This is a genomic window from Massilia eurypsychrophila, from assembly GCF_002760655.1.
GTDB lineage: Bacteria > Pseudomonadota > Gammaproteobacteria > Burkholderiales > Burkholderiaceae_D > JAFCUW01.
Genome location: NZ_PDOC01000027.1, coordinates 1 through 26568, shown reverse-complemented (window position 1 = coordinate 26568; position 26568 = coordinate 1). Strand labels below are relative to the sequence as shown.

Genomic DNA, 26568 nt, shown 5'->3' with positions numbered 1-26568 from the left:
CATGGTCAACCGCGCGCGCCGGGTCCGCGTCGTCGTCGCGGGCTGCGGCGCGCTGCTGTGCGCCGCAGCCGCTGCGGCCGCCGCGGCCGACATTCCGCTGGCGGCATGCGACGCCAGTTCGCACCAGACCATCCTGCATGCCTCCGGCGAACGCTTCGAGGCGCGCGCCGTCTGGCTCGACCGCCGCCTCGCCAAGTGGCCGGGCATCGATGCCGCCGGCGTCTTCAAGCTGTACTTCTCCGCCATCGGATCGATCAACGCAAGGCCCGGCGCCGTCGTCACCGGCGCTGACGGCGCACTGACGCTCGACGCCGTCACCGATGCCGTGCCCGCGCGCTTTCAGTATGTGGCTGCCGGCGCCGTCGTCGCCGTCAGGGCCGCCGACCTGCCCCGCTTGCCCGCGCTGCACCGCCAGCAACTGATACTGGTGCGCGAAGGAGCAGACGGCAAGGTCCTCGCAGCTACCCGCGTCCAGTCAGCCGGCGCGCTCGACGACCTGTTCGCTGCGGCCGGCACGGCACAATTGGGGGTCAGCGTCGGCGAGCGCCGCACCGCTTTCACACTGTGGGCGCCGACCGCCCAGCGTGTCGCCGTCTGCACCTACGACAGCGGCAGTTCGCGCGCCGCCGCCATCGCGCCGATGCGGCGCGATCCGCGCTCGGGCACCTGGAGCGCCGCGGCGCAGGCCGACCTGTCCGGCAAGTACTACACCTACCTGGTCGACGTCGCGGTCGACGGCGCCGGCATCGTGCGCAACCTGGTCACCGATCCATATTCCGTCAGCCTCACCACCGATTCGAAGCGCAGCTATATTGCCGACCTCGATTCGCCGGCGCTCAAACCGCGCGGCTGGAACCGAAGCGCGGCGCCGAACGCCGTCAAGGCGCAGACCGACATGGTGGTGTACGAACTGCACGTGCGCGACTTCTCCATCAACGACGCCACCGTCAGCGCGCCAAGCCGCGGCAAGTACGGCGCCTTCGGCGAAGCCGGCTCGAACGGCATGCGGCATTTGGCGGCGCTGGCACGCGCCGGCCTGACCGACGTTCACCTGCTGCCGGTCTACGACATCGGCAGCGTGCCGGAAAGCGGCTGCCGCGCAGAGTCCGTGGCCGGCAAGCCGGATGGCATGGAGCAGCAGGCGCTGGTCATGCGCAAGGCCGATGCGGACTGCTTCAACTGGGGCTACGATCCCTTCCACTACAACGCGCCGGAAGGCAGCTACGCCAGCGACCCGCATGACGGTGCTCGCCGCATCGTCGAAACGCGCGAGATGGTGATGAACCTGCACCGCATCGGCCTGCGCGTCGGCATGGACGTCGTCTACAACCATACGTTCCGCTCCGGCCAGGACGAGAAGTCGGTGCTCGACCGCATCGTGCCGGGGTACTACCATCGCCTCAACGACGTCGGCGTGGTCGAGCGATCCACCTGCTGCGACAACACCGCCACCGAAAACCGCATGATGGGCAAGCTGATGATCGATTCGGCGGTGCTGTGGACGAAGCACTACCGGATCGATTCGTTCCGCTTCGACCTGATGGGCCACCAGCCGCGCGCCGTGATGGAACAACTGCAGCGGCAGGTCGACCGCGCCGCCGGCCGCCACGTCCAGCTGATCGGGGAAGGCTGGAATTTCGGCGAAGTGGCCGACGGCAAGCGCTTCGTGCAGGCTTCGCAGCTGTCGCTGAACGGGTCCGGCATCGGCACCTTCAGCGACCGCGCGCGCGATGCCGTGCGCGGCGGCGCCGCCAGCGATGCCGGCGACAAGCTGTTCAAGCTGCAGGGCTATATCAACGGCCTGGTGTTCGACCCGAATGCGCTGGCCGACACGCGGCCGTCCGCCGATCTTCTCCGAGCATCCGACATGGTCAAGGTCGGCCTTGCCGGCTCGGTGCGCAGCTATCCACTTGTGACCCATGACGGGGCGACCCGGCGCCTGGAGGATATCGACTACAACGGCCAGAGCGCCGGCTACGCCAGCGAACCGGCCGAAGCGGTCAACTACATCGAGAACCACGACAACCAGACGCTGTACGACATCAACGTCTTCAAGCTGCCGCTGGCGACCTCCAGCGCCGACCGCGCGCGCGTGCAGATGCTCGGCGCGGCGATCAACGCCTTCAGCCAGGGCGTGGCTTACTTCCACGCCGGCGTCGATACGCTGCGTTCGAAATCGCTCGACCGCAACAGCTTCAATTCAGGCGACTGGTTCAACCGCGTCGACTGGAGCTACCAGGACAACTACTTCGGCACCGGCGCGCCGCCCGCCGGCGACAACGGCGCGGACTATGCGTGGATCTTGCCGCTGCTGGCCAATCCGGCGCTCAAGCCGGCGCCGGCGGACATCGCCTTTGCGCGCGACGTCTTCCGCGACCTGCTCGCCATCCGCGCGAGTTCGTCGCTGTTCCGGCTGCGTAGCGCGGCCGACATCGAACGGCGCCTTCGCTTCCACAACACCGGGCCTGGCCAGGTGCCGACCGTGATCGCCGCCCACCTCGACGGCAAAGGCTATCCGGGCGCGGCGTTCCAGGACATCTGCTACTTCATCAACGTCGACAAGGTCGCGCATACGATCACGGTTGATGCGGAGAAGGCGAAGCGGTACCGCCTGCATCCGGCACACCGCGCCGACCCGCGCGCGAAATCCGCCACGTATGACAGCGCCGCGGGCGTATTCACCATCCCGGCGCGCACTGCGGTGGTGTTCGTCCAGTAGTTACAGGTCCAGGTGCGAAATCATCAGGCGCCGCGCGTCCGGCTCGCCCTCTTCCGGCGCGGCGAGCGAGATCCCGACCGACATGATGTCGATCAGCAGCAGCTGCAGAATGCGCGAGATCATTGACAGGAACGTGGTGCTGTCTTCGCTGTGATCGACCGCCAGGCAGATGCTGGCCTTTTTCGCCAGCGCCGATTTGCTGCTGGTGATGGCGATGACGTCGGCGCCGGCCGCGCGCGCGGTGTCGACCGCGGCCAACAGCTCCGGCAGCTCGCCCGATGTCGAGATGGCGATGACGACGTCGCCCGGCTTGAGCAGTTCGGCGGCAAGCGTGAACAGGTGCGAGTCGCCATACGCAGACGTCGGGATGCGGAAGCGGAAGAACTTGTGCTGCCCGTCCAGCGCGACGACGCGCGAATTGCCCATCGCGTAAAACTCGACGCGGTTCGCCGCGCGCAGCAACAAGATCGCGCGATCGATCGACACGACATCGAGCTGGTCGCGGAACTTGAGGATCGCCGACACGGTGTTGTCGATCACCTTCGCCGACAGGTCGTGAGTGCTGTCGGAGACACGCACCTGGCTGTGGCGCACCGGGATCGTGCCGGTCAGGCTGCTGGCAAATTTAAGCTTGAAGTCGGCCAGGCCCAGGAAGCCGAGCGAGCGGCAAAAGCGGATCACGGTGGGCTGGCTCACTTCGGCCAGCCGCGCGATTTCGGCGATCGGCTCGCCGAGCACCTTGCGCGGATGCTCCAGCACCAGCGTGGCGACGCGCTGCTCCGCCGGCGACAGCTCGTGCTGCAGGTGCTGCACCCGCTCCATCAGCGTGTTGGCGCCGCTGCGCCCGCGCAGGTGTTCGGACAGGATGGTGGCCACGCCATAGAACGCCGGGTTCGGCGTCATGATGACGTAGGTCGGGATCTGCGCCAGGTAGTCGGTGAAGCGCCCCTTCGCTTCGAAGCGCGCGCGAAACGGCGACGTCGCGAACCACTCGGCCATGCGCGGCACGATGCCGCCGCCAATGAACACGCCGCCGAAGGCGCCCAGCGTCACCGCCAGGTTGGCGGCGGCGCCGCCCAGCATGCCGCTGAAGCACTCCAGCACTTCGAGGCACAGCCCGTCGCGCTCCTCGAGAGCACCGGTGATGATGTCGGGCGAACTGCGCCCGGCCGTCGCCACGCCGTTGCGCTCGGCCAGCGCGCGGTAAATGATCTCCATGCCGGGACCGGAGATCAGGCGCTCGTTCGATACGTGCGGCCACTCCTTCCAGGCAAACTGCAGGATAGCGAACTCGCGCTCGTCGGCCGGCGCAAAGTTGACGTGCCCGCCTTCGCTGCCGAGCGTGACGAAACCGTCCAGCGTCGGGATCACGCCCGATACGCCAAGCCCGGTGCCAGGCCCCAGCACGCCAATCACCGCGTTCGCCGCCGGCGCGCCACCGCCGACCTGCATCACGTCCTGGCCCGACAAACCAGGCAGCGACATCGCCAGCGCAGTGAAGTCGTTGACGATCAGCAGCGTGTTCAGGCCCAGTTCGCGCCGCACCTCATCGGTCGAAAACTGCCAGTCGCGATTGGTCATGCGGATCATGTCGCCGCTGATCGGGTTCGCCAGCGCAAAGGCGCCGTGGTTGATGCGCGTGCCGGCATGATCGGCCAGGTAGGAGTGCAGCAGCGGCACGATGCCGGTGAAGTCGTCGCACTTGAGCACGCGCACCGCGCGCAATACGCCAGGCGCCGTCTCAAGCGCGAAGCGCGCATGCGTGGCGCCGATGTCGGCCAGCAGGCGCGGCCCGTCCGCATAGGCGGTGCGGCTGTATTTCTGTTCGGAGTCGAGGTCTTTGATCATCGCAGTTGACGGGGCATCGGAGTGAAGCTTCACGGTTGGCGCGTAGCATACCCTATTGAATGAAATACATCAAAACACACAATCGGCGCCCTTTCGCCGAACTATTAGGCCATCACCGTGGTCTGACACATAGTGTCAGACTTCTTCAAGCTTCTAGTGCGAAATGAGGACGATGGCGTTTTGCGCCGGGAACTGCACCATGCCGCCGGCGACCACCGCGCTGGTGCCGGAATAGGCATCGCGCACCGTCTGTCCATCGCCAAATACACCGCGCACCGGAATGCTGGCCGGCTTGTCTGTCGCCAGGCCTAGCGCCACCACCACCTTGTCGCTCACGCCCTGCTTGTCGTAGGTTCGCTTGAACACGTAAGGCGAGTGCTGGATCATCTGGTGCACGCCGGCGCCGACTGCAAGGTGGGCGCGTCGGAACTGTCCCAGCCTGGCCCAGTGGTCGCGCACATCGGCCACGCGGTAGCCGGCGCGCTGCGCGTTTTTCGCCAGGTCGTCCCAGTTCATGAAGCTGCGCAGCTTGGCGTCGCCCTCGGCGCCGTCAAAGCGCAGCAGGCGTGCGGTCTCGTCGCCGTAATAAATCTGCGCGGCGCCCGGAGCGAGCATCAGCTTGGTGGCGGCCTCGAAGGGCCGCGTGCGCAAGGGGTCGAACGGCGAGCCGTCGTCATGCGAGCTGACGTAATTGAGCACCGAGTAGCCGGCCAGCGGTCCGTTCAGCGCGGCCGAATAGCTGGAGAACAGCGCCTCGGCGCCCTTCTGTGCGTCTTCCTTCATGCTGAAGTTGATCAGGCTGTCGAAGCCGTTCTCGAAGAAGTCGACCGTTTGGCCGCCGCCCATGTCGAACTTGCGGCCATGCTGGATCGCGTAGTTGTAGACTTCGGCCGTCATGAAGAACTTGTCGTTGCCGAGTCGCTTGGCCGGATTGGCGCGCTTCCACTCTTCGTGCGCGGCGCCGGCGACCTGTTTGAGCTCCTTCCAGATGCGCGCCTCGGTGTGCTTGGCGGTGTCGGCGCGAAAGCCGTCGAAGCCGTACTTGCGCACCCAGTCGGCGTGCCACTTGATCAGGTAGTAGCGCGGCGCGCGCGGGTAACCGGTGCGCTTGAAAAAGTCGTCGATCTCTTTGACTTCGCGCTGGTAGCGCCCTTCCGCCTTCCACTTCGCCGCCAGCGCGGGCGGCAGCCTGACCGCGGCGTTGCTGCCGGTGCGGATATCGGGCAGGTTGGCCACCAGCGTGCAGTCGATGGTGGTGGCGGCGTCCTTGTAGGTACAGGCGGGGCCGGTGCGCACCCAGTCGGCCGGCCACGCAGGGTCTTCGCTGGTCACCGGTCCCGTATGGTTCATTACCACGTCGAGCAGCACGCGGATGCCGTTGGCGTGCGCGGTGTCGACCAGTTCGCGCATGTCCGCCTCGGTGCCGAGGCTGGCGTCGATGCTGGTGAAGTCCTTGGCCCAGTAGCCGTGAAAGCCGTACGACTTGCCGGTGCCTTCGTCGGTGCCGGCGTGAATCTGCTCGACCGGCGGGGTGATCCAGATGGCGTCGACGCCAAGGTCACGGAAGTACCCTTCCCTGATTTTGGCGGTGACGCCGGCCAGGTCGCCGCCCATGTAGCCGCGCAGTGGCGCCGCATCGTCCTTGCGGCCGTACGCATGATCGTTTGCCGGGTTGCCGTTGTTGAAGCGGTCCGTCATCAGGAAATAGATGGTGGCGTTATTCCACGAGAACGGCTGCTTTGCCAGCGCCGGAGTGGCGGCTGCACCAACGACGAGGGCGACGGATACGGCAAGGACGGATAACTTCATGCGTTGGGTTCTTTCAGGTGACGATGGTTGGATGATCGCGCCCGGTGCGCGTCTTCAGTTGCGACAAATTGGCCGCAATGGTGGCAAGGCCGGCGAGCGCCTGCTGCGGATCGATAGCGTGGCGTGCCTGGTCGGCCTCGTATTTTTCCAGGTACAGGCGGATGGTGGCGCCTTCGGTGCCGGTGCCGGACAGGCGGAACACGATGCGCGAGCCGTCCGTCATGACGATGCGCACGCCCTGCTTGCTCGTCACCGACAGGTCGACCGGGTCGGTGTAGACGAAATCGTCGGCCAGCGCGACGGTGAAGCCATCGAGCTGCCGGCCGGCCAGTTGCCCGAGCTGGCCGCGCAGGTGCGCCATCATGGCTTCCGCGGCTTGGGCGTCGACAGCCTCGTAGTCGTGGCGCGAATAGTAATTGCGGCCGAACGTGGCCCAGTGCTCGCGCACCAGCGTGGCGGCCGGCTTGCCGCTGGCGGCGAGCAGGTTGAGCCAGAACAGCACCGCCCACAGGCCGTCCTTTTCGCGGATATGGCTCGAACCGGTGCCGTAACTCTCTTCGCCGCACAGCGTGACCATGCCGGCGTCGAGCAGGTTGCCGAAGTATTTCCAGCCGGTCGGCGTCTCGTAGCACGGTATGCCGAGCGATTTGGCGACGCGGTCGGCCGCGGTGGAGGTGGGCATCGAGCGCGCGATGCCGGCCAGGCCGGCGCGGTAGCCTGGGGCCAGCTTGGCGTTGGCGGCGATGATGGCCAGGCTGTCGGACGGCGTCACGGCCAGGCCGCGCGCGACGATCATGTTGCGGTCGGCGTCGCCGTCGGAGGCGGCGCCGAAGTCGGGCGCGGCGGCGCCGAACATCTCGGCGATCAGTTCGGCCGCGTTGACCGGATTGGGATCCGGATGGTGCCCGCCGAAGTCTTCCAGCGGCGTGCCGTTGATGACGGTGCCAGCGGGCGCGCCAAGCATGCCTTCGAGGATGGCGTGCGCATACGGGCCGCACACCGCATGCATGGCGTCGAAGCGCATCGTGAAGCCGCCGGCGAACAGCGCCTTGATGGCGGCGAAATCGAACAGGGACGCCATCAGTTCGGCGTAGTCGGATACCGGGTCAATGACTTCTACGTCCATCTGTTCGATGCGCGACACGCCGACCGTGTCGAGGTCGGGCACGGCGGCATCGCTGATGCGGTACAGCGCGTTGGTCTGGGTGTACAGGTAGAGCGCTTCGGTGATTTTTTCCGGCGCCGGCCCGCCGTTGCCGATGTTGTACTTGATGCCGAAGTCGCCTTCAGGGCCGCCCGGATTGTGGCTGGCCGACAGCACGATGCCGCCGAACGCTGCGTGCTTGCGGATCACGCAGCTGACCGCCGGCGTTGACAGGATGCCGCCCTGCCCGACCAGCACGCGGCCGACCCCATGCGCGGCCGCCATCTGCAAGATCACGCCGACGGCGGTGCGGTTGAAATAGCGGCCGTCGCCGCCGAGCACCAGGGTCTGGCCGCGGCAGTCGCCGATGGTCTGGAAAATCGCCTCGACGAAGTTTTCCAGGTAGCCTGGTTGAAGAAATTCGCTGACCTTCTTGCGCAGGCCCGACGTGCCGGGGCGCTGCCCGGCGTATGGCGTACTTGCTACCGAGTGGATTGTCATTCGCGGCTCCTGTTCGCTCTCAATATGGATTGGATGTTATCAATCCTCCACCATACGACAGCTGGCAAAAGCGTGGCGCGGGTCACTTCGCCGCGACTGCCTTGTCGGTGACGAACAGCGTGAGCACGCCGGCCAGGATCATGCTGGCGCCGCCGAGTATCAACGTCTGCACCGTGTGGCCGCCAAATACATGGGTGGTCATCCAGCCGAGCAGCAGGCCGCTGACGATCTGCGGGATCACGACGAAGAAGTTAAACAGCCCCATGAAATAGCCCATGCGGTTGGCCGGCAGCGCGCCGGCCAGGATCGCGTACGGCATCGTCAGGATGCTGGCCCAGGCGATGCCGACGCCGATCATCGGGATGATCAGCAGCTCCTTCGTGGTAATCATGAAGATGCTGGCCAAGCTGACGCCGCCGATGATCAGGCAGGCCGTGTGGACCGCCTTGCGGCTGGTGGCGCGGGCGACGACCGGCAGCAGGAATGCGGCCAGCGCGGAGACGCCGTTGTAGACGCCGAACATGATGCCGACCCAGTTGCCGGCGCTTTGGTAGGCGGGCGACTGGGCGTCGGTGGTGCCGTACACGTTGTCGGCGATCGCGGTGCCGGTGTAGATCCACATCGCGAACAGCGCGATCCAGGTGAAGAACTGGACGAACGCGAGTTGCACCATCGTTTTCGGCATCTGCCCGAAGCCGCCGATGATGTCGCGCAGCGCGACGCCGAGGTGCCTGGACTGCTTGCGCGCGGCGTTGAATTTTTCCATATCGTCGGGCGGGAATTCCTTGGCTGTAAACACCGTCCACATCACCGACAGGAAGAACACCAGGCCGCCGATGTAGAACGAGTAGCGCACCGTGTCGGGCACCATGCCGCCGACCGGCACATTGCTGACGCCGAATACGTCGGAGAACATGGTCGGCAGCAGCGAGGCGATCACCGCGCCGCAGCCGATGAAGAAGGTCTGCATCGCGAAGCCGGCAGTCTGCTGGGTAGGATCGAGCTTGTCGCCGACAAAGGCGCGGAACGGCTCCATCGAGATGTTGATCGCCGCGTCCATCATCCACAGTACCGCCACGGCCATCCACAGGGCCGAGGAATTGGGCATCAGGAACAGCGCGATCGAGGCGAGGATGGCGCCGATGAAGAAGAACGGACGGCGGCGGCCCCAGTACGGATGCCAGGTGTTGTCGCTCAGGTAGCCGATGATCGGCTGGACCAGCAGGCCCGTGACAGGCGCGGCAAGCCAGAACAGCGGCAGGTCGTCCGGCTGGGCGCCGAGGGTGGAGAAGATGCGGCTGGTGTTGGCGTTTTGCAGCGCGAAGCCAAACTGGATGCCGAAGAAGCCGAAGCTCATGTTCCACAACTGCCAGAACGTCAGGCGCGGCCGCAACGAGGGTAGCTTCATTTCCATCTGTGTCTCCGAATTTTCTCTGATATCGTTGCGCTGCGCGGTGCTGGCGCATCTGCTTATTTGTAGGAAAGTAACATAGCGATTTCTAAGTGTCAATCTAAACCAGTTCATAGTAGAATCGGCGCAGCGACGGCCCGAAAACAGCGAGTTTTGTAGTCAAATAACAGCGGCCCCGTAATTGAAAACAACGATGGGGACACCATGCTGGACATGCAAAAGCGCCTGAGCAATTCCTTTAACGCCATCATCAGCCTGCCGTCGACGGCCATGGGCTTTGCGTTGTGCATCCAGATTTCGGCACTCAGCTGGCTGCTCAGCACCAAATACCACCTCGACATCCACGAGATCGGCATCGTCTGGGCGGCCGGGCCGCTGGCCGGCATCATCGGCCAGGTGCTGATCGGCTTTATCAGCGATGGCGCCTGGTTCTGGGGCGGCCGGCGCCGGCCGTTCATCCTGATCGGCGGCACGCTGGCGGCACTGATGGTATTCCTGCTGCCGCGCATCGACGTCGTCGCCGGCGTGCTTGGCATCGGCAACCTGCTGGTGGTGGCGGTGATCGTCGCGCTCACGCTCGACCTGTCGATCAACATCGGCTTTAACCCAACCCGCGCGCTGATTGCCGACGTCACGCCCGACGGCGAGGCGCGCACGCGCGGCTTCACGTGGATGCAGACCATCTCCGGCTTCTGGGGCGTGATGGCTTACCTGATCGGCGCCTTCATCGACAACTACGCCCTAATCTCGGTCGGCGTCGTCCTCGTGTTCGCGTTCTCGGTGGTGCCGATGTTCTTCGTCACCGAGCCGCGCGAGCTGGTGGCCAAGAACGACAAGGTGGCTGCCACCCGCACGGAGTGGGGCCAGCTGTGGCGAATCTACTTCGCGCATGGCTTCTCGTGGATCGGCGTGCAGTCGATGTTCGTGTATATCATCGCGTTCATCCAGCAGCACATCGTCGACGGACAAACCTCGCCCGAATCGTTTGCCACCCAGTCGGGGCGCGTGATCGCGATTTCGTTCGCGGTGATGAACGTGGTCGGCTTCGTGCTGCCGGCGCTGGTGCTGGCGCCGCTAGCGTCGCGCATCGGCCGCGTGAAAACGCAGGTCGGCTGCATCGCCATCATGGCAGCGGCCTACTTCGCGATCGCATTCGCCGGCCACTCGCCGCACCGGTTGTACGCGCTGATGGCGGTGGTGGGCATCGGCTGGAGCGCGGTGGTGAGCCTGCCGTTCGCGATCATGAGCGAGAAGGTCGACAAGAGCCGCATGGGTTTTTTCATGGGGATCTTCAACCTGTCGGTAGTCATTCCCCAGCTGCTGTCGACCGGCGTGGGCTACGTGTTGAAATCGACCGAGAACTCGAACATCCTGTTCATCATTTGCGGCAGCTGCCTGGCCATATCGGCCGTGTTGTGGTGCCTGGTGAGCGAGAACAACGTCACCGTAGCGGATGCGCCGGCACTGGCCTACTAACCGCGCTTGCACGGGCGGTTCCTTTGCATCACACATTTCGCGCTGCGGCCACTAGCAGTGTTACCCGTTACCTGAATTGGCCCCGCGCGCAAGAATCGCCATATTCGCGCGCAGACCGCCGGGCGTCCACTCCAGGAGAGCAAATTGATATTCATTATCGACGGTACCGGACCGGATGACTTCTCCGACTATCACGCCGACATGAGCCGGGGCTTCTGCTGGAGCCTGTGGACCCAGAACAAACTGGCGGCAAGCTACCTGCGCGGCCCCAACGAACTTGGATTGGAGACGTGGGAAATCGCGGACCTGATGTACGCCGACGTGCAGGCCCAGCTCAAGGCAGCGCCAAATACGGAAATCGTCCTGGCGGGCCACAGCCGCGGCGGATCGGCCGTCATCCATCTCGCGCGCAAGCTGCAGCGCGATAAGATCGAGGTGCGTGCGATGGTCCTGTTCGACGCGGTCAGGCGCGCCTTGCAGAAATCGGTCACCGACTATGCGCGGCAGATATCCGAATCGTTCACGCCGGCGCACCTGGCCTACAACGCCGTCTCCGCAGTGATCGAAATCGGCCACGACTTCTTCCAGATCGGTTCGCAGGAAGTGGACATTATCCCCGGCAATGTCAAGCGCGCCCTGCACGTTGTGCGCGACGAGCAGTTTTCGAATTATTTTCTGCAGACGGACGAATATCGCGGCTTGCAGGAAGGCGCCAGATCCAGCACAGCGCGGGCGGACGACAATATGGCGCAGCTGGTGCGCATGCGCCAGATGCATCGACGGCTGCGGGACGCCTGCCGTTTCGACTGCATCAAGCTGGGCGTATCGACCGGTTTCAGCTTCTACAACACCGGCCTGAAAGCGGAGGCTGGCTGCAAGCTGACGATCGAACGTTTCCCAGCGACGCATGGTGCAATGGGCGGCGCGCCGCTCGAAGTGCGTCGCTACATCGCCGATCCGCGCTACGCGGCCGATATCGAGTCGAGAGAGATAACGTCGATGCTGGCGGTCCAGGCGAGGGTAAACGCCTTTCTCGCCGAGGTCAATATGGCCGTGCGGTCCGGCCAGGAAGTGCGCGCCGCGCAGCTGGCGTATGTGCCGTCCAGCCGTAGCGAACATCAGTCGCTGACGGCGATACGCCCGGGACGCTGAGAGCAGCTCAGGGCAGCGCCAGCATGCGCGCGAACTCGCCGCTGTCGATCAGCCGCTGCAGTTCGCCGGCGCCGCCGACCAGCGTGCCCTTGACGAACACCATCGGGAAAGTCTGCCAGCCGGTCCACATCTTCAGCGCGTTGCGGCGCCGCCACTGGCTCAGGTAGCTGCCATACTCGAGGTACTTGTACGGCGCCGCAATGGCATCGAGCGCCTTGCGCGCCTTCTTCGGGAACGGATTGAGCTGCATGCCGACCACCACCACGTCGTTGCCGGCGACAGCGCCCTGCACCTCGCGCACGATATCGGCGTTGCGCTCGGAGATGGCCTGGCGGATGGCCGGATGGATGTGGTGTTCGGCGAGAATTGAGCGGGTCATGCGGCGTCCATTGAAAGTTGAGATGAAAAAAAGGGCGCCACAGGCGCCCTTCGCAGCTTACTCCGCTTTCGGCGGACCCTTGCGGTGTTCCTTCTTCGGCCCCTTGGCGTAGCCCGCCTTTTCGGCGAAGCGGCGATCGCCCGCCGCCTTTTTAGGACCGGCAAACGCACCGGCGGCCTTCTTCACCGCAGGCGGCTCGCCGTCGCGGGTGATGTTGAGCTGCTGGCCCGCCACCCACACCGTCTTCAGGTGGTCGATCAGGTCAGGCGGCATATCGGCCGGCAGGTCGAGCGTGCTGTAGTCGTCGTAGATTTCGATGCGGCCGATGTACTTCGATTCGATGCCCGCTTCGTTGGCGATGGCGCCGACGATGTTGCCCGGCTTGACGCCGTGCGAGTGACCGACTTCGATGCGGAACGTGCCCATGCCGTCTTCGGCTGGACGCATGGTGCGCTCGCGCTTGAAGGCCGGCGCGTCGCCGCGATCGGAACGCATCGGCGGCGCGTCGGCGCGCGGTGCGCGGGCCGGACGCTCTTCCCACACCGGCGCGGCCTTGGCGCTGCGGTCCGGCTTTTCAAGCAGCAGCGGCACGTCGCCGCGCGCCAGCTTGGCCAGCGCCGCGGCGATTTCCACTGCCGGCACATTCAGTTCGCGCTCGTACTCTTCGATCAGGGTGCGGAACACGTCGATGCCGCCGGCGGCGAGCGTCTCGGTGATCTGGTCCTTGAACTTGGCGATGCGAACGTCGTTGATGGTTTTCACCGTCGGCAGCGTCAGCGGCGACACCGGCTGACGGGTGGCGCGCTCGATCGCCTTGAGCAGGCCCTGCTCGCGCGGGGTGATGAACAGGATTGCCTCGCCGCTGCGGCCGGCACGGCCGGTGCGGCCGATGCGGTGGGTGTAGCTTTCCGGATCGGACGGCACGTCGTAGTTGATGACGTGGCTGATGCGCTCGACGTCGAGACCGCGGGCGGCGACGTCGGTGGCGACCAGGATGTCGATCTTGCCTTCCTTGAGCTGAGCGATGGTACGCTCGCGCTGCGTCTGCTGCATGTCGCCGTTGATGGCGGTGGCGGCAAAGCCGCGCGCCTGCAGCTTGGTTGCCAGTTCTTCGGTACCGAGCTTGGTGCGGGCGAAGATGATCATGCCGTCGAACGGCTCGGCTTCGAGGATGCGGGTGAGCGCCTCGAGCTTCTGCATGCCGCTGACCATCCAGTAGCGCTGGCGGATATTGTCGGCGGTGCCGGTCTTGGCGGCGACGGTCACTTCGGCCGGATCGCGCAGGTAGGTCTTGGCGATGCGCTTGATCGCCGACGGCATCGTGGCCGAGAACAGCGCGGTCTGGCGCGTGGCCGGGGTCTTTTGCAGGATCTGTTCGACGTCGTCGATGAAGCCCATGCGCAGCATCTCGTCGGCTTCGTCGAGCACCAGCGTCTTCAGCTTGGACAGGTCGAGCGAACCCTTGTCGAGGTGATCGATCACGCGCCCTGGCGTGCCGACGACGACGTGTACGCCGCGGCGCAAGGCCGACAGCTGCGGGCCGTAGCTCTGGCCGCCGTAGATCGGCAGCACGTGGAAGTCCTTGATGTGCGCGGCGTAGGTCTGGAACGCCTCGGCGACCTGGATCGCCAGTTCGCGGGTGGGCGCCAGCACCAGCGCCTGTGGCGAGTGCTGCTTGATGTCGAGGTTCGACAGGATCGGCAGCGCGAAGGCGGCGGTCTTGCCGGTCCCGGTCTGGGCCTGTCCGAGCACGTCGCGATTGGCCAGCAGCAGCGGGATGGTGGCGGCCTGGATCGGCGATGGCGTTTCGTAGCCGACTTCTTTGATCACCTTGAGTACGGCGGCCGAAAGGTTCAGGTCGGAAAACTGCGGAAGGGGGGTGTCGGACATGGAGTTGCTCACTTAATTAACGCGTAAAGGTGACAGTTTACTCTCTTGACGCCCGACACGTGCTAATTTCGCCACGCGCCGTGCCTTGCCGAACACAAATTCACCCTCATTGCCCGGACAAAATGCTGGGGTCAGGTCTGACATTCGGACAAAATACTGGGGTCAGGTCTGACATTCGGACAAAACGGTGGGGTCAGGTCTGACATTCGGACATTTCGGGCCGCATAAACCAGTCGACGACTCAAGACGCCACTGGCCTGATCAACGCGACTAGCGTACTCATGCACGAGATCCGTCGAAAACTGTCGGGATGTCAGACCTGCCCCGGCAAACTGTCGGGATGTCAGACCTGACCCCGGCAAAATGTCCGAATGTCAGACCTGACCCCAGCAAAATGGCCGAATGTCAGACCTGACCCCGGCGTTGGCGTGACCCCGGCGTTGGCGCGTTCGTCCCGCCGGACTGGAAGGCGAGCGGGCCGGTGGTGCAGTTTCCACCGTAAAAAGTAAAAAACCCCGCCACTTTCGCGGCGGGGCTGTCGACCATCTTGCCTTGCAGACGCTTAGAACTTGTAGTTCGCGCCAACCAGGACCGTACGGCCGTACTTGTGATACTCGAGTTGCTTGCGGTGATCGCCGTTGTAGGTCTCGTACGCCGAGTCGGTCAGGTTGTTGACCTGGACCAGCAGGCCGACGCCCTTCAGTGGACCACCCTGGAACGTGTAACCGATCTGGAAGTCGACGACGTTTTCGCCAACGACGTAGCGCAGGCTGCGCTCGCCGGCGAAGTTGCCGATCTCACCAACGAAGTCGGAACGCTTGCGCTGGCTGATGCGCGTCTCGAAACCGGCCTTTTCATAGTACAAGGTCAGGTTGCTGATGTTCTTCGACAGGCCCGGCAGCGGAATCTTGCTGCCGATGCTGCCGCTCGGGTCTTCGATCGTGATCGAGCTGTCGCTATGGGTATAACTGGCCTGCACGCCGAAACCGTCCAGCACCGGGGTGACCAGGTTCAGCGGCAGCGAGCCGGACAGCTCGATACCTTTCAAGGTGCCGCCCTGGCCGTTGTAAGGCGCCGAATAGTTACCGATCTGCGTCTTGGCGATGGTGCCAGGAGTGAACTTCGAGAAATCGTAGTCCTTGGTCTGGGTGTAGATGTAGCTGACCAGCTTCTTGTGGAAAGCGGCCACTGCTACATACGCCTTCGTGCCGAAATACTTTTCGTACGAAATATCGAAGGCATTCGCGCGCCAAGGGTCGAGCTGGGCGTTGCCGCCGCTGCCGCCCGGTTTGAAGTCGACGTTGCTGACGCCAAAGTCGAGCGCCGAGCGCAGCTGGTCGACGCGGGCGCGGGCGATCTGGCGCGCGGCAGCCAGGCGCAGCGTCTGGCCGCCATCGAAGCCGAATACCAGGTTGGCGCTTGGCAGCACGTCGGTGTAGCTCTTGCCGTCATGCACCGGCTTGACTTGCTTGCCGACAGCCGCGGTGCCGTCCCAGTAGTTCGCGTCCGACGACTGCTCGGTACGCTGCATCTGCAGGCCGAAGTTGCCGCGCAGGGTCGCCGCACCGAGTTCGGTGTCGATGTTGGCCTTGGCGTAGGCGGTGGTGATCTTCTCGTTGACGTCCCAGCCCTTGGCGATCAGGTAGTCCTTGGTGTCGGTCGGCGCGAAAATCATGTATTTCGCGACGACGCCAGGAACGTTCCACGAAGGGATCATGCCGGTGCCGGAAAAGCCGAGGTTGACGGGAGCGTACTGCAGGTCGCTCGAAATCGTCGACGGCGCGCCCTTCAGGTCGATGTTGCCTTCCGGCTGGCGCTTCATCTTGCTGCGGTCGGCGTAGCTGACGCCCACGTCCACGCTCGACAGGAAACCGTCGAGCGGGAAGTTGGCGGCGAACTTCACGCTCGTCAGTTCGTCTTCGACGAGCGGCGTCTTGCCGTAGCCCGAGCCGTAAATGGTGTTGCGCACGAACAGCGTCGACGGATTGCTGTAGTCGCGGCCCGGCGTAATGGTCGGGAAGCCGCCGGCGCCAAGGCGCAGCGTGACTGAATCGAGGAACGGGGTGCCCGAGAGCGTGCTGATCTGGGTGTTGTTTTCCAGGCTCAGCTCGTCGCGCTTGGCGGTCGAGTAGCTGACGTCGGCAAGCAGGGTGATGTCGTTGAGCTTGAACGTGTTGGCCCAGCCGGCCGCGCGGATGTCGTCCTTGCGGTCGTTATACATGCCGCGCACCAGCGGATAGACGTTGTTGGCCACGCCGCCGGTCAGCACGCCGCCCTGGGTCGTTGCCGGGTTGTACATCAGGCCTGGCGTGAAGCCGCCGTTGTAGTCGCCGAGATTGATTTCCAGCTGGTTCGCGGTTTCTTCGCGCCTGGCAGTCGAACCGTACAGGTCGAGCACGCTGTTCCATGCCTTCGACGGACGGTATTGCAGCACAGCCATCAGGCCGTCGCGTTCGTTGCGGCCGCTGCGCGCGACCGATTTGATGCCGTCGGTGAGCGAGGTGCCGGCTGGCACGCCTGGGCGACCGTCGGTTTTCCACGGCTCATACAGGCCGGTTTCGTTGTCGAGCACCGGGGAATCGAGGTGGGCAAAACCGATCGCCACGCCGATGGTGCGGTCGGCAAACTGGTCGATGTAGCTGATGCTGAAGCGGTTGCCGGTCGCTTTCGCGTTCGAGATGCTGCCCAGCGAATTACGCTCGGCGCGCGCGTTCATCGCGACGGTGCGCTTGCCGAACGCCAGCGGACGCACGGTCTGCATGTCGATCGTGCCGGACAGGCCCTGGCCGACGAGCGCCGCATCCGGCGTCTTGTAGATGGTCACGCCGCTGAGCAGCTCCGACGGGTACTGGTCGAATTCGACGCTGCGGTTGTCGCCGGTGCTGACCTGCTCGCGCCCGTTCAACAGCGTGGTGGAGAAATCCGGGGACAAGCCACGCACGCTGATGACCTGGGCGCGGCCGCCGACGCGTTGCGCGGCCAGGCCTGGCAGGCGCGAGATCGATTCGGCGATGCTGGCGTCCGGCAGCTTGCCGATGTCTTCCGCCGAAATCGCTTCGACGATGGAGCTGGAGTCTTTTTTGACCGAGATGGCGTCTTCGATGCCGCGGCGGATACCCGACACGGTGACGCTGGCGATCGGTGCGTCGGCGGCATTGGTGGTCGACGACGTTTGCGCGTGCACCTGGCCCGACATGGCCGAGATCAGCACGGCACAGCCGGCGGCGACAGGGCTCAGCTGGAAGAACAGGCCGGCCCGGGTGCCCACAGGCTTGTTTGCGAAAATTTTCATTTGTCCCCTCAATTTCATTTAGAACTACGTATTTCCCGCAACTACAGCCGAAATGCCTACAACACGGGAGCCGGAACCGAGCGTTCTGAGACGCTCTGTTGAAGATTTTGTACTAAAACTAGATTCACTGTCAACGTGAGTTCAACTCGGCTACATCCGGCTGATGTTTTTTATCTACTTATAGGAGAGGGACGGATTTTCGCGTTGTATTTATGCTACAACATGCATGCTTCAGATGTGTAGTTGCACTACATTTCGCCAAATGGCGCCGGTTCTGTCGCCCTAACTCGTCCAAGGAGCGTGTACTAAAACTAGCTATCGACGCATCAGCATCGATTGATGCGGCTGGGTTTCCATAGTATTCTTTTGCTCAAGAGTACACAGCAGCTGGTCAAGATTCGCGTGACAGCCTCATGTAGTCTGTGTAGCTAAACTACTGATTTCATTCTTAGAATATGGGGACTGCATGACCCGACCACCTGGCAGTTGCCTGATCGCTTGCATCGCCCTCGCCGGCATACTGATGGTGCCGGCCGCGGCCGCATCGCCGCCAACGCGCATCGCGCATCTGGAGCCGCCGTTCTGGTGGGCCGGCATGCAACACAAAACGCTGCAGCTGATGGTCCATGGCGCCGGCATCGCCGACCTCGCGCCTGCGCTCGACTATCCCGGCGTGCGCATCGCCGGCGTCACGCGGGTCGCGAACCGCAATTACCTGTTCATCGACCTGGCCTTCGCCGACAAGGTGGCGCCAGGCGCCTTCGACCTGGTGTTCGGCAGCGGCGCCGGCGCCATCAAGTACCGTTACGAGCTGCTGGCGCGCGAGCCCGGTTCGGCGCAGCGCGCGGGCTTCAATACCACCGACGCCATCTACCAGATCATGCCGGATCGTTTTGCCAATGGCAGGACGACCAACGACAGCGTGCCGGCGCTGCTTGAAAAGGCCGACCGCAAGCTGGGCGGCGGCCGTCACGGCGGCGACATCCGCGGCATCATCGACCACCTCGACTACATCGCGGCAATGGGCTTCACCCAGCTGTGGCCAACGCCGCTGGTCGAAAACGACATGCCCGAGCATTCGTATCACGGCTACGCCGCGACCGACCACTACAAGATAGACGCGCGCTACGGCAGCAACGACGACTTGCGCCGCCTGTCGGACGAGGCGCGCCGGAAAGGCATCGGCATCATCCAGGACGTGGTGCTGTCGCACATCGGCCTGGGACACTGGTGGATGCAGGACATGCCGACGCCCGACTGGACCAACCATGGCGGCAAATTCGCGCCGACGGCGCACCACCGCGTGTCGGTGCAGGACCAGTACGGATCGCAGGCCGACCGGCAGAACTTCACCACCGGCTGGTTCGGCCCGCACATGCCGGACATGAACCAGACCAATCCACTGGTGGCTACTTACCTTATACAGAACAACATCTGGTGGATCGAGTACGCCCGCCTTTCGGGGCTGCGCATCGATACCCATGGCTATTCGGACGGCGCCTTCCTCACCGAATACACGCGCCGCATCATGGCCGAATATCCGAACCTGAACCTGGTGGGCGAAGAGTGGCACAAGTCGCCGGCGGTGGTGTCGCACTGGCAGCGTGGCAAAGTCAACGCCAGCGGCTATACCAATTCGCTGCCAAGCCTGATGGACTTCCCGATGATGTACGCGATGCGCACGGCGCTGACCGACCAGGAAGCCGGCTTTAACGAAGCATATGAAACGCTGTCGCTCGACTACCTGTATCCCGATCCATCGCGGCTGGTTCTGTTCGAAGGCAACCACGACGTCGCGCGCCTGTTCAGCGCCGTGGGCGAAGACGTCGACCTGTACAAGATGGCGCTGGCGTTCACGATGACGACGCCGCGCATCCCGCAGTTCTATTACGGCACCGAGATCCTGATGACCAGCACCGCCAAGGGCCGTGACGACGCCAGCTACCGGCGCGATTTTCCCGGCGGCTGGGCCGGCGACAAGGTCAGCGCCTTCAGCGGCGCCGGCCTGACCGGCAGGCAGCAGGACGCGCAGGCGTTTGTCAGGAAGCTGGTCAACTGGCGCAAGACCAGCGCCGTCATCCATCATGGGAAGACGATGCAGTTCGGCCCCGAGAACGACACCTGGGTCTACTTCCGCTACACCGGCGACAAGCGCGTCATGGTTGCATTCAACAAGAACGCCAAGGCGGTGAGCCTGCCGACCGCACGCTTCCAGGAGATGCTGAAAGGCGCGCAAAGCGGCGTCGATGCGCTGACCGGCAGGACGGTCGACCTGAAGGACGCGCTGGCGCTGCCGGCGCGCTCGGTCGTCATCGTGGAGATCTGACATGCGGCGAACGATGATGGCGCTGGCTGCCGCACTGGCGATGCCCCTGGCGGCGGCCGGTGCGGTGCCAGGCGTGGAGGCCTATTTCGACGCCATGGCAATCACGGTAGCGCCGGGCCAGCAAGCGCAATTTGTCAGCGGCGACAACCTTGCCGGCTACTTCGCAGGGCGCACCCAAAGCCTGGGCAAAGGCGAAGGCTACGTAACGCGGCAAGGCACGCTGTTCATCGACTATGCGAGCTTTGTCGATGGCAATGCCAACGAGCGCTCGCGCTCGGCCGAGCAGGTGCTGCCTTACGGGCACCGGGTGCGCTATCCAAACGGCGCGGTCGAGGAGATGGCGCTGCTGTCGAAGCGGCACGCGCTGGCCATGTCGGTCGCCAGCCCGCGCGCGGCGATACTGGCGATCGCCCCGCTGCTAAAGGACACGCGCAGCGTGCGCCAGGAAGGCGACGTCGTCATCGTCGAAGGCGCCGGCCAGTTTGCCGCGTTCGCCGCCGACCAGCCCATCGTGCTTGACTAGGCGCTGACGCTGCGCACCGTGCATCCCGCCACATCGCTGACGGTGGTCGCCGCGTTCGGCGCCAGCGCCGGGGAAGCAGCGCAGCGGGCCCGCCAACTGGCCACCGCCGATCCGATCCGCGCCGAAAGAATATCCCGCCATGCCGCGCTCACCCGCAGCTACCTCGCTACCAGCGACGCCGAGTACAACAAGGCGCTGAACTGGGCCAAGGCGTCGGCCGCCATGTTCGTGGTCGAGGAATTCGGCACCGGCATCTGGGCCGGCCTGCCGTGGTTTCGCGACAACTGGGGGCGCGACACGTTCATCGCGCTGGCCGGCACCCTGCTCGTCTCCGGCCAGTTCGAACAGGCCAAAGCGGTGCTGTCGAATTTCGCCCGCTACCAGAACCTCGACGCGCGCGACAAGGAATACGGCCGCATCCCGAACCGCGTGTCGGCCACCGAGAAAACCATCTACAACACCGTCGACGGCACGCCATGGATGCTGCGCGAGGCGCTCGAGTACATCCGCTATACCGGCGACAGGGAGTTCACCGCCCAGATGTACAAGCTGGCCCTGCCCTACTTCGAAGGCGCCATCGCCAACTACACCGACCGCCAGGGCCTGCTGTCGCACGACAGCGCCGATACCTGGATGGATGCGCGCATCGACAACAAGCAGCCGTGGTCCGCGCGCGGCCCTCGCGCGGTCGAAATCCAGGCGCTGTGGTACACCGCGCTGCAAACCGGCGCGTACCTGGCGCGGCAGGCGGGCGACCAGGCCAAGGCGCGCGAATGGAGCGCACTGGCGGCACAGGTGCAGCGCAGCTTCCTGTCGACGTTCTGGGATGGCGCCGTCATGGCCGACCGCCTGCGCGAAGACGGCAGCCGCGACATGCGCGTGCGGCCGAACCAGCTGATGCTGGTGTCGATCCCGTTCGGCGACTTCGTGCCGCCGGCGGTGCAGGCACGGGTCACGCGCAACGCGGCGTCGCAGCTGCTCTACCCTTACGGCATCGCATCGCTGAGCCAGGACGACCGCTATTTCCACCCGCTCCACGAGAACCCGGGCTTTCACCACAAGGACGCCGCTTATCACCAGGGCACGATCTGGGGCTGGAACGCCGGGTTCACCGTCACCGCGTTATCCAAATTTGGCTACCAGGACCTGGCGTGGCCGCTGACGCAAAATCTCGGGCGCCAGATCCTTGGCCTCGGTACGCTCGGCACGATGAGCGAACTGCTAAACGCGCTGCCCGACGCCGCCGGAAAGCCGACACCATCGGGGACCTGGGCGCAATCGTGGAGCGTGGCCGAATATGCGCGCAACGGTTACCAGGACTATGTCGGCTTTAAGCCGGACCTGCCGGCCGATACGCTGGCGTTTACGCCAGCGATTCCCGCCGCATGGACATCGTTCTACGCGGTGCTGCCATTTGGCCGCGGCGAATCGGTACAGGTCGACTACACGCCGGGACGCTGGCATTTCCGCCTCGACGGCGCAGCGGCGCGGACGGTGCGCTTCAGCTTCCTCAATGGCGACAAGAGCCGCTCGCAAGTGCGCTTCACGCTCGCTGCGGGCCGACGCGCCACGTTGCTGGTCGGCGCACGCGGGGCCAGCCTGAATGGCCGCGCGCTGGCGGTGCGGCCGGTGCAGGCTTCGCACGCAGGCGTCATTGGCAAGCTGGGATTTCGCCAGCCGGCCCGGTACGATCCCGCCCGCTTTCTTATGCTGAGGTCGAAGGATGCCCTCAAAGGGATCGTCGAGCGGGGTGAGTACCGATGAAGCGATCCGCCTTTCTGATCTGCGTGTTGCTGCTAACTGGCGCCTCGCCTGCGAAGGACCTGTACGTCCGCGGCGCCTTCAACGGCTGGGGCATCGACAATCTGCTCGTCGACCAGGGCAACGGCGTGCTGGAAACGCAGATTGTCATCAGCCCGGGCAACCACGTTTTCAAGGTCGGCCACAAGGACTGGTCGGTCGAGTGGGTCATCGACCCGGCGGCCAGCGTGACGGTAGCGACCGATACCGACTACATCCTTGGCGCCCAGTCCGGGCCAGAGAACTACCTGTTCGTCAGGCAGACCGGGACTTACCGCTTCAGCATCGACATGTCGAAAGCGAAACCGGTGCTGCGGGTTGCACGCGTCGCCTCGGCGCCGGTTGCCACAATCGATCCGCATCAGGACCATCGGCAATCGGTGGCGGTCGCCTACCCTGCTTTCGACGGCAAGCAGGAGACCGCGCGCTTCTCGGCAAAAGACGCCGATGCCCCGCTGCGCGACTATGCGCAATCGAGCACGATGCAACTGCGCGATCCGGGACCGCAATTCGTCACGTACCAGGAAAGTGCCGGCCTGCCCACTGTCCGCAGCGGCAACCTCGCCTTCGATGCGCTGTTCGCGCTGGCGGCGACCGAGATGAAGCAGAACTCGGTCAGCGACATCAGGGATGGCAACTACAATGGCGGCGCCGCGATAGCCTGCGACTGCTTCGCCACCGGAGAGAAGTGGCACTACGTCTGGACGCGCGACCTGGCGTATGCGGCCGACCTTGGCTTGGCCATGCTCGACCCGCTGCGCGTGATGAATTCGCTGAACTTCAAGCTGTCCGGCTACCGCGAAGGCGCCATCAATCCGGCCCAGGTGGCGGGCAGCGCCGACGGCCTGCAAATCATCCAGGACACCGGCAGCGGCGGCAGCTGGCCGGTCAGCACCGACCGGGTCAGCTGGGCCTTCGGCGCCGAGGAAGTGCTCAAGACCTTGCCGAGCGACGAGCGCAAGGTGTTTGCCGAGCGCGCGCTGCGCGCCCTGGTCAACACCATCGAAAACGACCGGCTGGCCGCGTTCGACCCGACCGACCGGCTCTACACGGGCGAGCAATCCTTCCTCGACTGGCGCGAGCAGAGCTACGCCTCGTGGATTACCGGAGACATCGCATCGCTGGCCAGCTCGAAAGCGTTGTCGACCAACGTCGCGCACTACAAGGCGCTGACGCTGGCCGCGTCGCTCGCCGGCCAGCAGGGCCAACGGGCGCTGGCGAAGAAGTACGGTACGTGGGCGGTCGACCTGCAGCGTGCCATCAACCAGCGTTTCTGGCTGGCGGACGAAGGCATGTACAGCAGCCTGACGGCGCCGCATTTCGACGGTGCGCCGATGCACAAGTTCGACTGGCTGGGCCAGTCGCTGGCGATCGTCACCGGGGTCGCCGGGTTCGAGCGCGCGCGCAGCATCCTGGAGCGCTACCCGCACGGTCCGATGGGACCGCCCGTGATTCATCCGCAGCAGCAGGGAGTGCCGGTCTATCACAACCGCGCGATGTGGCCCTTCGTCACGGCGTACGGCCTGAAGGCCGCGGCCATAACCGGCAACGCCAGTGTCGCCGACGCGGCCTACGAGTCGCTGATGCGCGGCGCCGCGCTGAACCTGTCGCACATGGAGAACCTGGAGTGGCTGAGCGGCCAGCCGCTGCTGCTCGACGAGAAGAACCCCGCGCTGAATGGGCCTGTCATCAATTCGCGGCGCCAGCTGTGGTCCGTCGGCGCCTACCTCGGCATGGTGATCGAGAACGTGTTCGGCATCTCGGCCACCGCCACCGGCGTCAATATCAGCCCTTTCATCACGACCAGGTTGCGGCGCGAAACGTTTGGCCAATCGACCTCGATTTCGCTTAACGGGCTGCGGCTGCGCGACAAGACGATATCGGTAAAGATTCACTTGCCGCCGGCGCAGCCTGGCGAAGGCTTTTACCTGGTCGAACGTATCAGCGTCAATGGCGTGCGGGTCTCGCGACACGTCAACTGGAATGCGCTGCCGGCCAACAGCGCCGTCGAGATCGTGCTCGGCACGCTGGCGCCGGGGCAGCAGCGCATCCGCCGCGTCAACGCCGATCCGTATGCCACGTCGGGCGCGGTATTCGCGCCAGGCGAGCCGGCGATCGCCAACTTCACGCGCGATGGCGGCGGCGTGCGCTTTCACATCGACGCCGGACAAAACGGAGCGGGTATCGTCTATAACGTCTACCGCGACGGCAAGCTCGCCGCTGTCGGCCTGAAGGCCGGAGCCTGGCGCGACCGCAGTGCGACCGCCTGCTACGCCGTTGAAGCGGTCGATCGCGCATCGGGCAATCGCAGCCACCACAGCGCCGCGATCTGCGCCGATCCCGGCATCGACATCGCGCGGGCGGTCAAGGACTGGGGCAAGCCTGGCGACCGGTTTGCGGTCGATGCAATCGCCGTGCCGGCGGACGGCGAGTACCAGGTGCAGGTTCGCTATCATAACGGCGCCAGCCAGATCAGCCTGGGCATCAGCGGCGGCGTGAAATGGATGGCGGTGAAAGACCAGGCTGGCCGGATCGTCGCGCGCCAGGTGATACAGCTTCCGCACTCGCGCGCGCCGGCGGTGTATTCGACGCCGCTGAAGGCGCGTCTGGCGGCCGGTACCTACAGCGTCGAACTCGACGATTTTTATAATATGAGCTACCTGCAAAACAACAGCACCTTCAGTGCCGCAGGCGGGTTCGATGGCATCTTTAACCGTTTCGATATTTACGGCATACGCCTGTTGAGGGTCAAATGAAGAACAACCTTCCCGCCGCCCTTGTGGCCCTGCTGGTGGCGACGAGCGCCGGCGCCACCACCGTGCGCGTGCATTACGACGCCGGCAAGGGCAGCATCGCGATCCTGGGCGACAAGGGGCCGATGACCTGGTCGAAAGGCGCGCCGGCGAAAGCTGGCAGTGGCCACGTGTGGACCTATTCGTGGCCCGACGAACTGGGCGAGATCACGATGAAGCCGGCGCTGGGCGAGAAGGTCTCGATCGGCGGCACCTACCGAATCGCGGCCGGTTCAAGCGTCGACATCTACCCGTTTTTCGGGCCGCCTTTCGGCAAGGTGACCATCGTTGCGGGCGTCGAATCGCCGCAGCTGAAAAACAGTCGTTCGCTGCGCATCTTCCTGCCGGCCAGCTACCAGGAAAACCTCGCCAAGCGCTACCGCGTGCTCTACATGCAGGACGGGCAGAACCTGTTCGACGCCAAAACGGCCGCGTATGGCGTCGAATGGGCCATCGACGAAACGGTCAACCGCCTGGTGGCCATTGGCGCGATGGACGAAGTGATCGTGGTCGGCATCGACAACACACCGGACCGCATCCCCGAGTACACGCCGTGCTGCGATCCGAAACACGGCGGCGGCAAGCTCGATGCGTACGAGGCGTTCGTCGTCGACACCGTCAAACCGATGATTGACAAGAGGCTGCGCACGTTGCCGGGCAAGGAAGCCACCGCGATCATGGGTTCGTCGCTCGGCGGCATCGCATCCGTGCTGATCGCCCAGCATCGGCCGGACGTGTTCTCGAAGGCGGGCGGGGTATCGAGCTCGTTCTGGTGGAACGAACGGACATTGGTCACAAAAGCTGCGGCGCGGGTGCCCGTCAAGTTCTATCTCGACGCCGGCACCAGCGGCGACGGCCTGGAGGACACGCTGCTGATGCGCGACGCCATGCTCGCGCAAGGCTACAGGGCCGGGGCCGACCTGCTGTTCGATTCCGCCGAAGGGGGCAAGCACAACGAAGCATCGTGGGCCGCGCGCGTGGAAAAGCCGCTCACCTGGTTCTTCCCGTGGGGCAGCACCAGCTACTAATCCCACCGGGGTCAGTGCCGGCAATCGGACACGAGCCGATCCGTCGCGGACCACTGAACGTAATCCCACCGGGGTCAGTGCCGGCAATCGGACACGAGCCGATCCGTCGCGGACCACTGAACGGCTGAGACCGTGTTCGATTGCCGGCACTGACCCCGCAGGATGCACTGACCCCGCAGGATTTACTGGGGTACTACCCGCCGGGGTCAGTGCCGGCAATCGGACACGAGCCGATCCGTAGTGACCACTGAACGGCTGAGACCGTGTCCGATTGCCGGCACTGACCCCGGAGGATTTACTGAACGGCTGAGACCGTGTCCGCTTGCCGGCACTGACCCCGGAGGATCTACTCAGATCCTTTTTGAGCTTATCGTTTTCTTGCTGCAGACTGCGTACCTCGCGTGTCTCGACGGCGGCGTTGACAGGTTTCGTGTCAAGGCAGAATGCCGTACGCCATTCCTCCAGATGATGCACGAAC

15 protein-coding genes are annotated in these 26568 nt (G+C 64.6%); 8 read left to right on the top strand and 7 right to left on the bottom strand.

Annotated features, from left to right (window positions below; all coding sequences use genetic code 11):
• Window position 1 precedes the first annotated feature (1 nt).
• Window positions 2-2719, top strand: a complete 2718-nt coding sequence (locus CR105_RS24335) for an alpha-1,6-glucosidase domain-containing protein (RefSeq protein WP_099793081.1) — start codon at window positions 2-4, stop codon at window positions 2717-2719.
• Here CR105_RS24335 and CR105_RS24330 read toward each other — a convergent pair whose 3' ends face one another.
• The 4 genes from CR105_RS24330 to CR105_RS24315 form a co-directional block, all read right to left on the bottom strand.
• Entirely contained in the window at window positions 2720-4567 is a 1848-nt protein-coding gene (locus CR105_RS24330; RefSeq protein ID WP_099793079.1) for a glucokinase, read from the bottom strand. It lies immediately after the preceding gene.
• 153 nt (window positions 4568-4720) lie between these two features.
• Window positions 4721-6376, bottom strand: coding sequence for an alpha-amylase family glycosyl hydrolase (locus tag CR105_RS24325; protein WP_099793077.1), 1656 nt, complete (start codon window positions 6374-6376; stop codon window positions 4721-4723).
• Between the two features lie 13 nt (window positions 6377-6389).
• On the bottom strand, window positions 6390-8021 hold the full coding sequence (locus CR105_RS24320) for an alpha-D-glucose phosphate-specific phosphoglucomutase (RefSeq protein ID WP_099793075.1): 1632 nt from the start codon (window positions 8019-8021) through the stop codon (window positions 6390-6392).
• 82 nt (window positions 8022-8103) lie between these two features.
• On the bottom strand, window positions 8104-9435 hold the full coding sequence (locus tag CR105_RS24315; protein WP_099793073.1) for an MFS transporter: 1332 nt from the start codon (window positions 9433-9435) through the stop codon (window positions 8104-8106).
• Between the two features lie 201 nt (window positions 9436-9636).
• On the opposite strand from CR105_RS24315, the gene CR105_RS24310 reads away from it, so the two are divergent.
• Both CR105_RS24310 and CR105_RS24305 read left to right on the top strand, forming a co-directional pair.
• Window positions 9637-10908 carry an MFS transporter gene (locus tag CR105_RS24310; protein WP_099793071.1) on the top strand — a complete coding sequence of 424 codons (1272 nt, stop codon included), beginning with the start codon at window positions 9637-9639 and terminating at the stop codon, window positions 10906-10908.
• A gap of 144 nt (window positions 10909-11052) precedes the next feature.
• Window positions 11053-12060 (top strand): alpha/beta hydrolase family protein, encoded by a 1008-nt coding sequence (locus tag CR105_RS24305; RefSeq protein ID WP_099793069.1) that lies wholly within the window; start codon window positions 11053-11055, stop codon window positions 12058-12060.
• Between the two features lie 7 nt (window positions 12061-12067).
• Here the strand turns inward: CR105_RS24305 and CR105_RS24300 are convergent, their stop codons facing one another.
• The 3 genes from CR105_RS24300 to CR105_RS24290 form a co-directional block, all read right to left on the bottom strand.
• The gene (locus CR105_RS24300) at window positions 12068-12439 is read right to left on the bottom strand and encodes a glutaredoxin domain-containing protein (RefSeq protein ID WP_099793067.1); all 372 of its coding nucleotides are present in this window, start codon (window positions 12437-12439) and stop codon (window positions 12068-12070) included.
• A gap of 57 nt (window positions 12440-12496) precedes the next feature.
• Window positions 12497-14329: a DEAD/DEAH box helicase gene (locus CR105_RS24295; protein WP_099793065.1), complete on the bottom strand. Its 1833-nt coding sequence runs from the start codon at window positions 14327-14329 to the stop codon at window positions 12497-12499.
• A gap of 562 nt (window positions 14330-14891) precedes the next feature.
• Window positions 14892-17621 carry a TonB-dependent receptor gene (locus tag CR105_RS24290; protein ID WP_099793063.1) on the bottom strand — a complete coding sequence of 910 codons (2730 nt, stop codon included), beginning with the start codon at window positions 17619-17621 and terminating at the stop codon, window positions 14892-14894.
• A gap of 466 nt (window positions 17622-18087) precedes the next feature.
• Between CR105_RS24290 and CR105_RS24285 the strand changes: the two genes are divergently transcribed.
• Genes CR105_RS24285 through CR105_RS24265 form a run of 5 tightly spaced genes read left to right on the top strand, consistent with a single transcriptional unit; the run spans window position 18088 to window position 26090 of the window.
• Entirely contained in the window at window positions 18088-19947 is a 1860-nt protein-coding gene (locus CR105_RS24285; protein WP_229414106.1) for a glycoside hydrolase family 13 protein, read from the top strand.
• Between the two features lies 1 nt (window position 19948).
• The gene (locus CR105_RS24280) at window positions 19949-20470 is read left to right on the top strand and encodes a hypothetical protein (protein WP_131021825.1); all 522 of its coding nucleotides are present in this window, start codon (window positions 19949-19951) and stop codon (window positions 20468-20470) included.
• 18 nt (window positions 20471-20488) lie between these two features.
• Window positions 20489-22234: an amylo-alpha-1,6-glucosidase gene (locus CR105_RS24275; protein WP_099793057.1), complete on the top strand. Its 1746-nt coding sequence runs from the start codon at window positions 20489-20491 to the stop codon at window positions 22232-22234.
• The gene (locus CR105_RS24270) at window positions 22231-25026 is read left to right on the top strand and encodes an esterase (protein ID WP_099793055.1); all 2796 of its coding nucleotides are present in this window, start codon (window positions 22231-22233) and stop codon (window positions 25024-25026) included. Before CR105_RS24275 ends, CR105_RS24270 begins: the two co-directional genes overlap by 4 nt.
• Entirely contained in the window at window positions 25023-26090 is a 1068-nt protein-coding gene (locus CR105_RS24265; RefSeq protein WP_099793053.1) for an alpha/beta hydrolase, read from the top strand. The genes CR105_RS24270 and CR105_RS24265 overlap by 4 nt, the downstream gene beginning before the upstream one ends.
• Window positions 26091-26568: the final 478 nt, after the last annotated feature.